The organism is Pantoea nemavictus (assembly GCF_037479095.1).
Lineage (GTDB): Bacteria > Pseudomonadota > Gammaproteobacteria > Enterobacterales > Enterobacteriaceae > Pantoea > Pantoea nemavictus.
In genome coordinates, this window is the sequence record NZ_JBBGZW010000002.1 from 795,232 (window position 1) to 810,893 (window position 15,662).

Here is a 15,662-nt window from a genome sequence, read left to right on the forward strand (position 1 = left end):
TCTTTACTTAATCAAAGCTAATGCAAATGCTATTGATAACGATTTACATTTGCAATATGATTTTTCGCGCCTAATAAACCTTCGTATTTTCAGTGGATTATTTTGTGAAGGACGTCACGCAGGGAGATTAGGACCGTAAATAACTCAAGGCAGTAATATTTCAATCCGTTACAGCCGCGCCGTTGGGCATGGCGAACGAACGGATTATTTCATCTACAAGGCAGTTTGAAACAGAGATGGCAACTATGTCCGTTAACGCAAAAAAATCAGCAATACCTGCTGTGGCACTGCAATTCAGATTCAATCGGTTATATCTCTCCCTGGCCTCAATTTTGTTGCTGGCACCTGCGGCATTCAGCGCGGCCGCGGAAGAAACCCTTACCGTGAATGCCGATACGCGTGAAAGTGTGACCTCACCGCTGCAGGGTTATGTGGCGAAAGAGAGCGCGGCAGGCACTAAAACATCCACGCCGCTGCGTAAAACGCCGCAATCCATTTCGGTGATTACGCGCGAGCAGATGGACGACCAGGCGGCGGCCTCGGTGGCAGATGCGCTGAGCTACACCAGCGGCGTGCTGACTAACTATCGCGGCAACTCCAATCGTAACGATGAGATCATTGCGCGCGGTTTCCGCTATGCGCCGAAGTTCCTGGATGGGCTGAGCTATGGTTTGTCCGGTCAGGGGGGCGCAGCAGGGCAGATCGATCCCTGGCTGCTGGAGCGCGTAGAGATGATTCATGGCCCAGCCTCGGTGCTGTACGGCCAGGTGAATCCGGGCGGTATTGTTGCCATGACCAGCAAACGCCCGACCGCGCAGAGCATTCACAAAGTACAGCTCAGTAGCGGCAATCAGCATTTGGGTGAAGCGGCGTTTGATTTCGGCGGCAAGCTGAATGATGACAACACGCTGTTCTACCGCCTGAACGGCATCGCCAGCACCAAACATGAGTTCGTCAAAGACAACAAACAGCAGCGAATGGCGATTGCGCCAGCGATCACCTGGCTGCCCAATGCCGATACCAGCTTCACGCTATTGACGATGTATCAGAACGAGCCAAAAGCGGGCTATCGTAACTTCCTGCCCGCCAGCGGGACCTTGAAAGAGAGCAGCGCAGGCTTCATTCCTTACGACTTCAACGTTAGCGATCCGAGCTTCAACGAAGCCAAGCGCGAGCAGACGTCAGTCGGGTATATCTTCGAGCACAACCTGAGCGACAACGTCAGCTTCACGCAGAATTTGCGCTACAGCAACATGGACGAATCGTACAAATATCTGGTGTATACCTTTGATGCCGATAACGATCACTCGATCAACCGTCGTCCGCAGCACGACAAGATCAAGTCGAAAGAGTTGGGCCTGGATAACCAGCTGAAAGCCACGTTTGATACCGGCAATGTCGCGCACACTGTGCTCGGCGGGCTGGATTACAAGTGGAGCGACGTCGATAACAAACTGTGGCTCGACAGGGGCGATCAATACATTCTCGATTGGGCTAATCCTACGCGTATCAGTATTAACGAGAACGATCTGACGCTGACCACCAGCACGCGCAAGAAGCTCGATCAGGTTGGCGTTTATCTGCAGGATCAGCTGGAGTGGAATCAGTGGAATCTGCTGCTGTCGGGGCGTAATGACTGGAGCGAAATTCGCACCCAGGATCGCACCGATAACAGCGAATCCCAGCAGAATGACAACAAGTTTACCGGCCGCGCGGGTTTGCTGTATGCGTTTGATAACGGGATTTCACCTTATGTCAGCTACAGCACTTCATTTGAGCCAAACCTGAGCAGCGGCGCACCGGGCACCGATCCGTTTAAACCGACCACCGGCGAACAGACGGAAGTGGGCGTGAAGTATCAGCCGGTTGGCTGGGATGCGGTCTTTACCGTTTCGGCATTTGATATCACGCAGAAAAATATCACTGCCTACAACAACGTGACGGGCTATAACGAGCAGATCGGTAAAGTGCGTTCGAAGGGTATTGAAACCGAAGCGCATGCGCAGATTACGCCTGAGATCAAACTGTTGGCCGCCTATACCTACACCGATGCGGTGACCAAAGAGAGCAGCATCACCGAACGTATTGGTCACTCACCGTCGAGCATTCCGCGTCATGCGGCGTCAGCGTGGGGCAGCTATACCTTCCTTGATGGCGTACTGAACGGCTTTACATTGGGTAGCGGCGTACGTTACACCGGCACCACGCCAGCGGATGAGACCGGCACCGACAACGTGCCGCACTACACGCTGTATGACGTGATGGCAAAGTATGAGCTGGGTGAAGCGATGAATTCGCTGCGCGGCACCACGCTGCAGCTGAACGTTAATAACGTAGCGGATAAGCACTACGTAGCCTCTTGCAGTAACTCCAGCGCCTGCTTCTACGGCAGCGGTCGTTCGATCGTCGCCTCGGTTAACTACAGCTGGTAATTCCCGCGGCGGCCTGACCGGCCGCCGTTTCGTTGCACATCGCGTGCGGCACGCCTGCCAATGAAACATTTCCTGACCGGTTTTCGGAAAATACTGTATTTGTGTGACTGTCATCACTCTGCAAGGCACGCTAAAATGAACGCTTCTCATTTAGCAGGGGTTTTTCGTCACGATGTTATCGCGTTTCACTTTGGCCACTCTGATGGCAACAATCATGCTTACCGGCTGCGCTCGCCTTGCCGCCGTTACCGGTACATCCACTGACACCACAGCCGCCGCTGATACCTCCGCGGCCCAGCCTGCGACCGGCGCACCCATCGACAACAATGACTCGCCTTCTCCCTTTGAGACCGGCCCAACGGTAATCAACGTTTCGCATCTGGTCACGCGCACCGATGACGGCTCTTCCGTTTATGTAACGGTTGATGGTCAGGATGCCGGTTTGTTGAAGAAGGGTGAGAAGCGCGAGATTCGCGTGGCGCCGGGTAAACACCAGATTGGTGGTTACGTGCAGACGCTATTTGGTTTTGGCAAAGTGACGATTGCTTCCGTGGATGTCACCACCGATCCAAACAGCCCGAAAAACGTGGTTTATTCTGTTACGCGTCAGAAGCCAGCGTTCAGTGAAACCGACGCTACACCGCCGAATAATTCCTGATTTTGCTCTGAGCGCCGCGTGCTCTGTAGGGTCGCCATTTATGGCGACCGTATCGACCTCAGCTGCGACTGAACACCAACTTCAAACCCGCAACGGTAAAGCAACAGGCCAGCAGCGCATCTAATCCACGGCGGATGCGGCGATAGAAGGCTGCCATCACTGCGGTGGAAAACAGCAGCGCATAGCCCCCAAACACCAGCACGCAAATTGCCGCACAGCCAGCGATAATCATCGGTAAGGTTGACGCAGCGGCGCCCGGTTTAAGCGCTACCGACATGATGGCTACCCAGGTCAGGATCGCCTTGGGATTGCCGACGTGCATTAAAATCCCCTGACGGAACATTGTGCCAAAACGCGCTTTTTCGTTGCCCGGCGCTAATTCCCCGACATCCGACTTACGCAGTGCCGATTTTCCAGCCTTATAGGCCAGCCACAGCAGATATAAACCACCGCCAATCTTCAGCACAATCAGCAGTTGCGCGAAGGTAGCCAACACGGTGAGTACGCCGCAGGCCGCCAACAGCGCCCACATCATCGAACCGCCAATCACGCCACTGGCTAAGGCTAACGCCGCGCCGCGTCCCTGTTTCATGGCCGTGCCCATAATCGCCATGTTGCTGGGACCCGGACTGGCGGTGGCGACGAAATAAGTGGTGTAGATCAAAATCAATTCATGTGAAAGCGCCATAGGTTCCTCTGCAATGGCTTTGTTAACATTCTGTTATATCGGCCAGACGGCTGCTTTCCTAATGAATATGCTTCATGCCGCCAGAATGTGTTGAATCGCCAGAAACATCGGGATTGCGCCAAATACATTTGGCGGCTCATGCAATGTTACAAACCCCAGACGGGTGTAAAAATTCACGGCTTGCGGTTCGGCATCCAGATAAACGCCTTTTACAGGCAATGCATCATGAATTATTTTGACGTGGTCGAAGAATGCCCCCAACAGATCCTGGCCATAACCTCTCTTTTGTTCACGGATTGCCACTCCCAGCATGACTAAGCGCACAACGCCTACTTCAGCTGGCATTGAACCTGACAACACACCAGTAAGTTTCTGCTTCAATAGGGAATAAGCGCTGAACGTACATATTCCTAACAGCTCGCCTGTGTTAGCGTCGATCAACGCTTTAGCTGCGCAGTTTCCATCTTTTACGCTTTTTTTAAGCGAGTTGCGTACAAAGGAATTAATGATTGCATTGCCGCAATCGAAGTGTTTATTGCCGGGATAGGTGATGTCTGCCTGGTAAGCGCACACCATAACGTCGGTGCTATTTGTCGACTTTTCCATCTGCTCTTTTCCTTCGCATCAACGCTTGTAATGCCAGCGTCGGAGCTGCAGGTTCAGACATGAGCTGATTCACTTGCTGCCAACTCTCTTCAGAAAGCTGACGACGTCGCTGATTATCCAAAACGGTTTCTGCACGCTCAAGCGCCGCATTTAAGATAAAGGCACTCAAATCTAATCCTGCAGCGGTAGCTGCTTCCTTAAGAACTTCTTTAAGATTTGAACTGGTTTTTAATTCGACGCGCGCATCTTTAACAGCGCGCGTATCGGTACTAAGTGCGGGTACTTTTGGCATAGCGAGAGCCTCGTAGAGTAAAAACGCCTCCTGTTGACGTCAGTCCTTAAACTTATGCAGCGTTGCATTATGAGTGATGTCTTTCAATTCAGTTAGCCTTGTACGGCTGATAACCGTATGTGGACAAATTACCCTTACCGCATAATCATGTCAATGCGTACGGTTAATAGCCGTATTAAATTCATCCTCCATTTGGATTTTGCTGTTTTAACTTCAGTGACCTTGCAACTCCTTACGCAACAGCACTAACTCGCCCGCCAGGTCGCGGCAGAGCATCGCCATCATTAGATGATCCTGTGCATGCACCATAATCAGCGTGACCGGCACTTTGCCGCTGCCTTCATCGGCGCCAATTAACGCAGTTTGGATCTTATGCGCCGCCTTTGCAGCTTCGTCCGACGCCGCTAACGCGTCATCCGCCCCTTGCCAGTCGCCTTTGCGAGCTTGCTGAATCGCCATCATGGCTTGCGATCTCGCCTCACCGGCATTAATCAGCAACTCCATCATCGTTTGTTCAAAATCCATAGCCGCCTCACTTATTGGTATGCCAAATTAACGTTAACGATGCTACCGGAATACCAAAAAGAGGTTCCGCGAGCAGGATCACAGAAATTAATCACGATAATCGCCATTTTGGTATGCCACGAACCATCAAGCTCATGCATAACACTTAAAACCGCTGAGGGTTGACCAATGTCTCTACAGGAACGTCTTATCGATTCACTGGGTAGCTTTGCCACGCGATTCAACAGCTACCGCTACATCATGGCGATCAAAGCCTCGTTTATTACCTTGATGCCGGTGATTATTGTCGGTGCTTTTTCGGTGCTGATTTCTAACATGGTGCTCGATCCGAAAAATGGCCTCGCCAGTTTCGCGTCACTGTCGTTTCTCGCCGATTTAAAACCGATCACCAGCAGTATTAATTACGCGACGCTGAGCTTTCTGAATATTGGTGCAGTGTTCCTGATTGGTATTGAACTCGGCCGCATCAACGGCATTAAAACGCTGTTTCCGGGCTTATTGGCGATCATCTGTTTTATCTCCGTCACGCCCACCACGCTGCAAATGCTGGTGGACGGGCAGATGCATGTGGTCACCGATGTGTTGGCGAAGCAGTTCTCCGATACCAAAAGTCTGTTCCTCGGCATGTTTATTGCCATTCTCTCGGTGGAGATTTATTGCCGGCTGGAGCAGGTTGAGCGGCTAAAAATCAAGATGCCGGATACCGTGCCGCCGAACGTGGCCGCGTCATTTTCCGCGCTGATTCCGTCGATCATCACCGTCACGCTGGTGGCTACCTTTGGCTTTATCTTCCATCAGATCACCGGCATGTACCTGTATGACGCCGTATATAAAGTGGTGCAGCAGCCGCTGGAGTCAGTGGTGCAGAGCCTGTGGGGCATTCTGCTGTTGATGTTTGTTGCCCAGCTGTTTTGGGTGATTGGTATTCACGGCAACCAAATGGTGAAACCGATTCGCGAGCCGCTGCTGCTGGGGGCAATTCTGGTCAACATGAACGCCTTCGAGCAGGGTAAGGAAGCGCCAAACATCATCACCATGCCGTTCTGGGATGTGTATATGAGCATTGGCGGTTCAGGCCTGACGATTGGTTTGTTAACCGCGGTGATGATTGCCACCAAACGTAAAGAGATGCGTGAAATCGCCAAACTGTCGTTTGGACCGGGCCTGTTTAATATTAATGAGCCGGTGATTTTTGGTATGCCGATCATGCTCAATCCCATTCTTGCCATTCCCTTCATCATTACGCCGCTGGTTACCGGTTCGATTGGCTATTTCGCCACGGTGATGGGTTTCGCCGGTAAAGCGGTGGTGATGGTTCCCTGGACCACGCCGCCGATTATCAACGCGTGGCTCTCTACCGCCGGTTCGATGGGCGCGGTGGTGACACAAATTATCTGCATCGTGGTTTCGGTATTGATTTATCTGCCCTTTGTCAAAGTGGCTGCGCGTCGAGCTGAAGCGGCGGAAGCGAAAAATTTGCAGGCAGAGCTGGCACAAAATTAAGGAGAACCTATGAGTAAGCACACCATTAGGCTGCCGGAAGGCTTTATTCTCGGCGCGGCGGCGTCGGCCTGGCAAACCGAAGGCTGGAGTGGCAAAAAAGCGGGGCAGGACTCTTACCTCGATGCCTGGTATCAGCAGGATCGTCATGTCTGGCATAACGGTTACGGGCCGGCAGTGGCGACGGATTTTATCAACCGGTTTCGCGAAGATGTGGCGTTAATGAAAGCGGCAGGGCTGACGCACTATCGCACCTCCATCAACTGGTCACGTTTTCTCACCGATTATGAGAACGCGATTGTTGATGAAGAGTACGCGGCCTATTACGACCAGTTGATTGATGAGATGCAGCGCCAGGGCATTGAACTGATGTTATGCCTCGAACATTACGAACTGCCGCTGCAATTGCTGGAGGCGTATGGCGGCTGGCAGTCAAAGCATGTGGTCGAGCTATTTACGCGCTATGTCGAAAAGGTGTTTGCCCGCTACGCCGGAAAAGTGACGCGCTGGTTTGTTTTTAATGAGCCGATTGTGGTGCAGACCCGCGTCTATCTTGATGCGATACGCTGGCCCTATGAGCAGAACACGCATAAATGGATGCAGTGGAATCACCATAAAAATCTTGCCACGGCGAAGGTGGTGAAACTGTTCCGCCAGCAGGGATACGCCGGCACGATTGGCACCATTCTTAATCCTGAGGTGACTTATCCGCGATCGTCGGCCGCGCACGATGTTCAAGCCGCGCAACGCTACGATCTGTTTTATAACCGGGTATTTCTCGACCCGGCGATCAAAGGCACCTATCCCGCTGAAATGCTGCAGCTGCTGGCTAAACATGACGTGCAGTGGGACGCGACGGAGGAGGAGCTGGCGATCATCGCCGCCAATACCGTCGATGAAGTGGGGCTCAATCTTTACTATCCGCATCGGGTGAAAGCGCCTTCTCGTGCCTGGCATCCGGAGACGCCGTTTCACCCCGCTTTTTATTACGAGCATTTTGAGCTACCGGGCCGCCGCATGAACAGTTCGCGCGGTTGGGAAATTCAGCCGCGCATTGTTTTCGACATGGCGCAGCGTATGAAAGAGGAGTACGGCAATCTGCCGTGGTTTGTGGCGGAGAGCGGCATGGGCATCGAAAACGAAGCGCAATTTAAGAATGCGCAGGGGGAAATTCAGGACGACTACCGCATTAACTTTATTGCTGAACATCTTTACCAGGCGGTGCGCGCGCGTGAAGCGGGCAGCAACTGTCTGGGCTATATGCTGTGGGCGTTTACCGACAATGTTTCACCGATGAATGCGTTCAAAAACCGCTACGGACTGATCGAGATTGATCTCGACAATCAACGCCAGCGGCGGATGAAGAAATCGGCGCACTGGTTCCGTCAGTTGCGTGACTCGCAGCAATTGACCCTCAATATTGACGATGAAGCCAAATAAGGACGACCTATGAAACGTATTATTCTTGCCTGCGCGGCCGGCATGTCGACTTCGCTGCTGGTCACCCGCATTGAAAAAGAGGCGATAGCACGTGGCCTTGCGTATCAAATTTATGCCATTCCCGAGCAAAACCTGCGTGAAGAGTTACAAAATTACGGCCAGGAGGTGGTCGTGGTGCTGCTGGGGCCGCAGGTACGCTTTAAGCTGGAGGAGAATAAAAAGTTGACCGACAGCTATCAGCTGCCGATTGCGGTGATTGATAGCGTGGCGTACGGCACGTTGAATGGTGCAAAGGTACTCGATCAGGCGCTGGCTTTGGTACACTAGCGCCCAGATAGCAGTAGGGTTCCGGCTCGCAGAGGATGCGACCGGACCTGGTGCACCATGATGGAAAAGGGTGAGAGCGTGGAAAAAGCCGGAGCGCCACAAGAGAAAAAGCAGTATCAGGAAATTGGTCAACATCTGCGTCAGCAAATCCTTGATGGCCATTATCCCGTTGGCTCACGACTGCCGCCTGAGCGCCAGTTAGCTGAAACCTGGGGCGTGAGCCGCACCATTGTGCGTGAAGCGTTGCTGATGCTGGAGCTGGAAGGCACCGTAGATATTCGCCAGAGCTCCGGCGTATACGTGATGCGCATTCCTTCCGCCAGTGAAGATGCAGAAGAGGCCTTTTTCCGCAGTGATGTCGGCCCGTTCGAGATGTTGCAGGCGCGTCAGCTGCTGGAGAGCAACATTGCGGCCTTCGCCGCCAAAATGGCCACCAAAGCCGATATCGAAAACCTGCGTCGTACGCTGGAGCAGGAGCAGCGCGCCATCGCACTCAATGACAGCAGCCAGGATAACGACAAGTTATTTCATTTGCTGTTAGCAGGCGCAACGCAAAATCAGATGCTGCTCGACACGGTCACCAGCGTCTGGCGTCATCACGAAGCCAGCCCGCTTTGGCAGCAACTGCGACCGCAGTATGAAACCCGCGCCTATCGCCTGAAGTGGTTAGGCGATCATCAAACGATTCTGGCGGCGCTGCGACGTCGTGATGTGATGGGATCCTGGCAGGCGATGTGGCAGCACCTGGAAAACGTCAAGAACACGCTGCTAGAGTTGTCCGATGCGGATGCACCAGACTTCGACGGTTATCTGTTCGAATCAGTGCCGATTTTCCAGGGAAAATTGATGTGATGATAATGAGTTAATCCAGGAAAACCGGCATAGCCTTTCGTAGGGTCGCCATTTATGGCGACCACTCATCCCTCTACGCACCGCAGCGGTGCAATTTAACTCTACCCGCAAATATTTAACCACTGAAAACTGCAGGCATTGTTTATTTGCTTATGATGATTTATTAACTCCTGCACTAATTTGTGACGCTCACCCCTCAATTTAATAAATAATGCACTGAATTTGTGCTGCTCATCATGAAATCGACATAAGAAAACAATATATCAGCGCATAAGCCGCTTTATTTCGATTTATGCCAGCTGCAGGTAATAAATAACTTACTAAAATTATTGTTATCTATCATATGTTTATTTGTGATTATTCCGAATAAGTTCCCCATCTCGTGGTTAATTTAAAACCTCGCACCTGTCATATTCATGTAAAAAAACCGTTGCATATCCATTTTTTAAAATGATAAAAGTTTCTCACTTGCTAATTATTTCTCATTTTAAAGGTGACCAACAATGGCTCTTGAAACGGCTGAAGTGCGTATTTCTACCTCATGGCAGCGCCCAGAGAATAAATGGCTGGCGGCATTTGCTGAATTTCCGGTTGCCAATATTGGTGACGCGATGGAAAGACTGAATATGTGCGATGGTGGCATTGTTCCGGTCTCCTCAAAAACGGCATTTGTCGGCTTTGCCTTTCCGGTGCAGGTCACGGCAGGCGATAACGCTGCGGTGATTCGCGCACTGGATTACATCCAGCCGGGCGACGTGATGATGATCAACGGCCAGGGACACATCGATCGGGCGCTGGTGGGCGAGCAATTGACGCAGCGTTTTCAGCATGCCGGTGCGGTGGCGCAGGTTATCGACGGCGCGGTTCGCGATCGCAGCGTGATTGAGTCCACCGGCTTACCCACATTCTGTCGCGGCACCACGCCGGCAGGTCCGTTCAAAAACGGTCCTGGCGTCATCGGTGAGCCGGTCGCGATTGGCGGCGTGGTGTGCTGCGCCGGCGATATTGTGGTTGGCGACGATGATGGCGTCATCATCATTCCGTTCTGGCGTGCAGAGGCGGTATTAGCGGCGGTGCAGGAAGTCGCACGCCGTGAAGCAGAGATGACGGCAGAAGTGACGCGTCAATATAAGTAAGCCTTTGGCTTCACGAATTCCGGGGATGTATCAACACACTTTCAGGGCAAACCAATGACGAAATCACATGCGGTAACAATGGATTACGCTTTGCCGAAGGACGGAACAACCAAAAATAACGTCGTACGTCGCGCCTCTCTGGCGGGCGGTGTCGGCTCGTTTGTTGAATGGTATGACTACGGTATTTACGGCTTATTAGTCAGCTCGCTGGTGCTGGTGTTTTCCGCCAGTGACATGAGTAGCAGCGACTCAGGCCTGATGCTGACTTACCTCGGCTTCACCGTGAGTTTTTTTGTTCGCCCCTTTGGCGGCGTGATCTGCGGTTATCTCGGCGACAGAATGGGGCGTCAGAAGCTGCTGGCGATTTTACTGCTGATGATTTCACTGGCGACAGCGGCAATTGGCCTGCTGCCCAGCTACGCCAGCATCGGCTGGGCGGCACCGGCGCTGCTGATTTTGCTGCGCATTGTGCAGGGCTTTTCTGCCGGTGGTGAAGTCTCCGGTGCGGGTTCGTTCGTCGCGGAGTACGCCGAAGATCACCGCCGCGCGATGGTGATGTCACCGCTGGTAATGGGATCGTTTATCGCTCTGCTGTTCGGCAGCTTGCTGATCAGTGGATTGATCAACGTGTTCGGCAGCGAGGCGATGACCGCCTGGGTGTGGCGCGTGCCGTTTTTGCTGGCTATTCCAATGGCGTTGATTGGCGTCTACATCCGCACGCGCATTGAAGATACGCCTCACTTTCAGATGGTAAAAGCCAACAAGCGCGTGGTGCGCAATCCGCTGCGTGAAGTGCTTTCCTCAAAGCGTCATCTGAAAGCGATTGGGCTGGCGATCACCTTGCCGGCGGTCAACGGACCTGGCTATTACATCCTTTTTGTCTACATGCCGACTTATCTGAACAAAGTAATGCACTTCCAGCAGATTCAAAGCCTGATGGTCACCGCCTGCGGGTTGATCACCATTATTGGCGCGATTCCGATGATGGCCTGGCTGTCGGATCGTCTGGGGCGTAAGCCGCTGCTGGTGGCCTCCGCTATCGCCATGGCGGTGCTGGCCTGGCCCTGTTTCTGGCTGTTGACGCTCGGCATGTTCCCGCTGGCGTGTATGGCGGCGATTCTGCTGGCCTTTGCCTTCGCCGGACATGCTGGCGTGATTCAAGCCACGCTGGCCGAAATGTTTCCTACCAACGTGCGTTACAGCGCCTACAGCATCGGTTTCAACCTCTCCACGGTGATCTTTGGCGGCTCCGCGCCATTGCTAATGACCTGGCTAATCGGTCTGACCGGCATCGCCAGTATTCCCAGCTATATGGTGATTTTCACCGCCGCGCTGACGCTCATCAGCACGCTGTATCTGAAAGAAACCGCCGGTAAGCCACTCGCTGCCGAGTGAACGCCGTAGCAATCAGCTCACATCTGGATTTCGAGGTCACTATGAAAAACGCGTCACCCTGGCGGATAGGGTTTGATATTGGCGGCACCTTTACCGATCTGGTGCTGTTGAATGATATCTCTGGCGAAGCGCTGCGGCATAAAACCCTCACCACGCCGGAGGATCCTTCGGAAGGTGCCTACACCGGCTTAACTCAGCTGGTGGAAATGGCCGGGCTTAAAGCCAACGACATCCATACCATCACCCATGGCACCACGCTGGCTATCAATGCGCTGCTGGAACGACGGGGCGCGAAGACCGCCTTGGTGGTCACGCGCGGTTTCCGAGACGTGCTGGTGCTGGGGCGTGAGTATCGTTATGACATCTACGACCTGAACGGTGCACCGGCACAGCCGTTACTGCCGCGTTCGCAGTCATATGAAATTAGCGAACGCGTGACGGCGCGCGGCGCGGTAATTACGCCGCTCGACGAAGCCGAAGTAGTGCAGCTGGCCGCAGAGCTGCGCGACAAAGGCTATGAAGCGGTTGCCGTGCTGTGTATGCATGCCTATGCCTGGCCGGATCATGAGAATCAAATCGAGGCTATTTTCAGCCGCGAACTGCCCGGTGTGTCGATCTCGGTTTCGCACAAAGTGTCGCGTGAAATCCGCGAATACGACCGCGGCGTATTAACCGCCATGAATGCGTTTGTTCAGCCCAAAGCGCGACGCTACATGGCGCGTCTGGAGAACAAACTGCGTGAGGGCGGCTTCGTCTGCGACTGGCTGGTGATGGGATCGAACGGGGGGTTAATGGCACCGCAGGTTGCCGCTGATTATCCCACGCGCATCATCGAATCTGGTCCGGCGGGCGGTATTGTCGCCACTGCCGCCTTTGCCCGGAAAAACGCCCAGCCGCAGGTGCTGGCGTTTGATATGGGCGGCACCACGGCCAAAGCCTGTGTGGTGCGAGATGGCCAACCCTCCATCACCATTGATTATGAAGTCGGGCGTGCGGATCGCTTGCTGAAAGGCAGCGGGTTGCCGGTCAAGCTGCCGGTGGTGGACATGATTGAGATTGGTGCCGGCGGCGGCAGTATCGCCCGCGTCGATTCACTCGGGTTGCTGGAAATCGGTCCGGAAAGTGCCAGCGCCTGGCCGGGGCCGGCCTGCTACGCGCGCGGCGGCGAACGGCCAACCGTCACTGACGCCAACCTGGTGCTGGGCTTGCTCGATCCCGATGCGTTCCTCGGCGGGCGCATGCCGCTGGATGTCGCGGCGGCGCGTCAGGCAATACGCCGCGTGGCCGAGCCGCTCGGATTGAGCATTGAAGATGCCGCCTGGGGCATTCACGAAGTCGCCAATAGCAAAATGTCCGAGGCACTGCGCACCCATTGCGTTGAGAAAAACGTGAGTCCAGCACAGATGACCATGCTGGCGTTCGGCGGCGCAGGCCCGAGCCACGCCTGGTCGCTGGCAAAACAGCTGAGCGTCAAGCGCGTCTATTTCCCCAATGGTGCGGGCGTTTACTCCGCCTTCGGTTTACTAACCGCACCGCCAAGCGCCGACTTCGTACGCAGCGATCGCTGCCGCCTGCAGCCGGGCATTGATGTCAAACGCATCGCGGCGTTGTTTGCCGAAGGTTTTGACGAAGCGATCACTACGCTGGCGGCGGCTAACGCCGATCCCAACAGCGCGCTTCAGCAGAAACTCGCGGGGGTGCGCTATGTCGGTCAAGGCTCGGAACTGACCGTGACGCTGCCGGAAACCTTCCTCACCCAAGGCGATGTAACCGCCTTAATTGATACCTTTGAAGCGGCGCACCTGGCGCGCTTTGGTCGCACCTTGCCGGGACAAGGGGTGGAAGTGGTGAACTGGCGTGGCCGCGTGCAGACCACGCCGCCGACGCTGAATACCAGCGATCGATTGCGCCACGCTGAACCCGAAGCGCGTGAGAAAAGCTTGCAGGTGTATCTGGGGCGCGAGCAGGGCTTTAGCGCCTGCCGCGTGATCCCGCGCAGCTTGCTGGTAACCGGTGAAGCGATTCACGGCCCGGCGCTGCTGCAGGAAAAAGAGTGCGCGATTTATGTCGGTCCTGGCGCGTCAGCGCAGCTGGACCCACAAGGCAATATTTTGATGGAGCTGAACTGATGAGTGCGACAAACCCCGATCATCTGCGTTTTCTCGACGATCCCATTAGTCTGCGCATTACATGGGATCGGCTGGTCAGTATCTCGGAAGAAGCGGCGGCCACGCTGGTCAATATGGCGTTTTCCAGCATTATCCGCGAAGTTGGCGATTACTCCTGCCTGCTGATGGACGCCAGCGGCAGTTCGCTGGCCCAACCGAAAACCAGCGTCCCGGTGTTTATTGGCACGCTACCCGCCACGGTGCGCCATCTGTTGGCAAAGTTCCCGGCGGAGACGCTAAAACCCGGTGATGCGCTGATCACCAACGATCCCTGGCTCGGCACCGGCCATCTCAATGACGTGACGGTGGTTACGCCGGTGTTCCGCGCGGGCAAGCTGGTGGCGTTTACCGGCGCAGCGGCGCACATGTCGGACATTGGCGGCTCGCTGAATATGGGATCGTCGCGCGACATGTTCGAAGAGGGCTTCCTCATCCCACCAAGCAAATTGATGATTGCGGGTGAGGTTAATCAGCAACTGCTGGATCTGTTCCTTGCCAACGTGCGCTCGCCGGATCAGGTTGAGGGCGATCTGCACGCCATGCTGGCGGCTAATCAGATAGGTGCCAACGGTCTGCTGGGTTTGATGGATGACCTGCAGCTGGAATCCGTTACGCCGCTGGCGGAAAAAATCCACTCGCTGACTGAAATCGCCATGCGTAAAGCGATTGAGGCGGTGCCGGATGGGCGCTATGAAGCGGCGGTCGATATTGGTGACTATGAAGGGGATATCCATCTCAACGTGGCGGTAATTGTTGAGGGGAGCAACATCACTATCGACTACGCCGGCTCCTCCGCGGAATCGCTGTTTGGCAGCAACTGTCCTATGTCGTTCACCTATGCCTACAGCGTTTATCCGCTGAAGTGCCTGCTGGAGCCGCATCTGCCGAATAACGAAGGCTGCTTCAAATCCATCACCGTCACCGCGCCGGAAGGCTCGATTGCCAATGCGCGTCCACCTTGTGCGGTCGAGATGCGCAACCGTGTTGGGCATATGGCGCACGCGGCGATTTTTACTGCGCTAGCGGAGATCATGCCGGATCGCGTGATGGGCCACTCCGGCAGTGCGCCGGTGACCTGCGATGTGTTCGCCGGGCAGTTTGATGACGGGCGGCGGTTTGTTGAAAGCCTGTGCGTGAACGGCGGTACCGGCGCACGCCCTGCCGCAGACGGCATTGTCACCGGCTTTCCCGGCAACATGTCCTCCACACCGGTGGAACTGATTGAATCTGCCACACCGCTGCTGTTCCTGCAGAAATCCATCGTTCCCGATTCCGGCGGTGCCGGTCGCTATCGTGGCGGCGTGGCGCAACGCATGGTGATTCGTAATACCAGTAAATATCCGCTTTCGCACAGCATGTTCTATTCGCGACAAAAACACGCGGCAGAAGGCGTTTTGGGCGCGGCGGCGGGTGCGCCTAACTTTGTGGCAATTAACGGCGAATCGCTGGCGAAACCGGTCGGCCGCCATGATGTGTTACCTGGCGATGAAGTCACCATTCAAATGCCAGGTGGCGGCGGCAAGATGCCGGTGGCCGAACGCGATCTTAAGGCCATTTTGTGGGACGTACAGGAAGGTTACATCACTGAAGCAGGCGCGTTGCGTGATTATGGCGTGAACCTGAATGAAGCTAAAAGGAGTTAA

The 15,662-nt window shown here is 54.5% G+C and carries 14 protein-coding genes; 10 read left to right on the top strand and 4 right to left on the bottom strand.

The features are described 5' to 3' along the window. The first annotated feature begins 245 nt into the window (after positions 1-245). Positions 246-2,432 (top strand): TonB-dependent siderophore receptor, encoded by a 2,187-nt coding sequence (locus tag WH298_RS23255; RefSeq protein ID WP_180824230.1) that lies wholly within the window; start codon positions 246-248, stop codon positions 2,430-2,432. 172 nt (positions 2,433-2,604) lie between these two features. Next, the gene (locus WH298_RS23260; protein WP_007891284.1) at positions 2,605-3,090 is read left to right on the top strand and encodes a hypothetical protein; all 486 of its coding nucleotides are present in this window, start codon (positions 2,605-2,607) and stop codon (positions 3,088-3,090) included. Between the two features lie 58 nt (positions 3,091-3,148). On the opposite strand, the gene WH298_RS23265 is transcribed toward WH298_RS23260, so the two are convergent. The 4 genes from WH298_RS23265 to WH298_RS23280 form a co-directional block, all read right to left on the bottom strand. After that, positions 3,149-3,778, bottom strand: a complete 630-nt coding sequence (locus tag WH298_RS23265) for a LysE family translocator (protein WP_180824231.1) — start codon at positions 3,776-3,778, stop codon at positions 3,149-3,151. 72 nt (positions 3,779-3,850) lie between these two features. Then, positions 3,851-4,384, bottom strand: coding sequence for a GNAT family N-acetyltransferase (locus WH298_RS23270; RefSeq protein ID WP_009128267.1), 534 nt, complete (start codon positions 4,382-4,384; stop codon positions 3,851-3,853). Continuing rightward, the gene (locus WH298_RS23275) at positions 4,365-4,676 is read right to left on the bottom strand and encodes a type II toxin-antitoxin system TacA family antitoxin (RefSeq protein ID WP_009128269.1); all 312 of its coding nucleotides are present in this window, start codon (positions 4,674-4,676) and stop codon (positions 4,365-4,367) included. Before WH298_RS23275 ends, WH298_RS23270 begins: the two co-directional genes overlap by 20 nt. Positions 4,677-4,889: 213 nt before the next feature. Continuing rightward, positions 4,890-5,201, bottom strand: coding sequence for a PTS lactose/cellobiose transporter subunit IIA (locus WH298_RS23280; protein ID WP_180824232.1), 312 nt, complete (start codon positions 5,199-5,201; stop codon positions 4,890-4,892). A gap of 168 nt (positions 5,202-5,369) precedes the next feature. Here WH298_RS23280 and WH298_RS23285 point away from each other — a divergent pair, with 168 nt between their 5' ends. The 8 genes from WH298_RS23285 to WH298_RS23320 all read left to right on the top strand — a co-directional run bounded on the left by WH298_RS23285 (position 5,370) and on the right by WH298_RS23320 (position 15,662). Beyond that, a complete protein-coding gene (locus WH298_RS23285) occupies positions 5,370-6,704 on the top strand; it encodes a PTS sugar transporter subunit IIC (RefSeq protein WP_049852816.1) in 1,335 nt (444 codons plus the stop codon). Between the two features lie 9 nt (positions 6,705-6,713). Then, positions 6,714-8,141: a glycoside hydrolase family 1 protein gene (locus tag WH298_RS23290; protein ID WP_180824233.1), complete on the top strand. Its 1,428-nt coding sequence runs from the start codon at positions 6,714-6,716 to the stop codon at positions 8,139-8,141. A gap of 9 nt (positions 8,142-8,150) precedes the next feature. Continuing rightward, complete coding sequence (locus WH298_RS23295; protein WP_009128277.1) at positions 8,151-8,468, top strand: PTS sugar transporter subunit IIB; 318 nt, start codon at positions 8,151-8,153, stop codon at positions 8,466-8,468. Positions 8,469-8,546: 78 nt separating this feature from the next. After that, on the top strand, positions 8,547-9,320 hold the full coding sequence (locus tag WH298_RS23300; protein WP_180824320.1) for an FCD domain-containing protein: 774 nt from the start codon (positions 8,547-8,549) through the stop codon (positions 9,318-9,320). Between the two features lie 503 nt (positions 9,321-9,823). Beyond that, the gene (locus WH298_RS23305) at positions 9,824-10,456 is read left to right on the top strand and encodes an RraA family protein (RefSeq protein ID WP_049852819.1); all 633 of its coding nucleotides are present in this window, start codon (positions 9,824-9,826) and stop codon (positions 10,454-10,456) included. A gap of 54 nt (positions 10,457-10,510) precedes the next feature. Then, on the top strand, positions 10,511-11,851 hold the full coding sequence (locus WH298_RS23310; RefSeq protein WP_049852820.1) for an MFS transporter: 1,341 nt from the start codon (positions 10,511-10,513) through the stop codon (positions 11,849-11,851). Positions 11,852-11,892: 41 nt separating this feature from the next. Next, positions 11,893-13,980 carry a hydantoinase/oxoprolinase family protein gene (locus WH298_RS23315; RefSeq protein ID WP_180824234.1) on the top strand — a complete coding sequence of 696 codons (2,088 nt, stop codon included), beginning with the start codon at positions 11,893-11,895 and terminating at the stop codon, positions 13,978-13,980. Further along, complete coding sequence (locus WH298_RS23320; protein ID WP_180824235.1) at positions 13,980-15,662, top strand: hydantoinase B/oxoprolinase family protein; 1,683 nt, start codon at positions 13,980-13,982, stop codon at positions 15,660-15,662. The genes WH298_RS23315 and WH298_RS23320 overlap by 1 nt, the downstream gene beginning before the upstream one ends.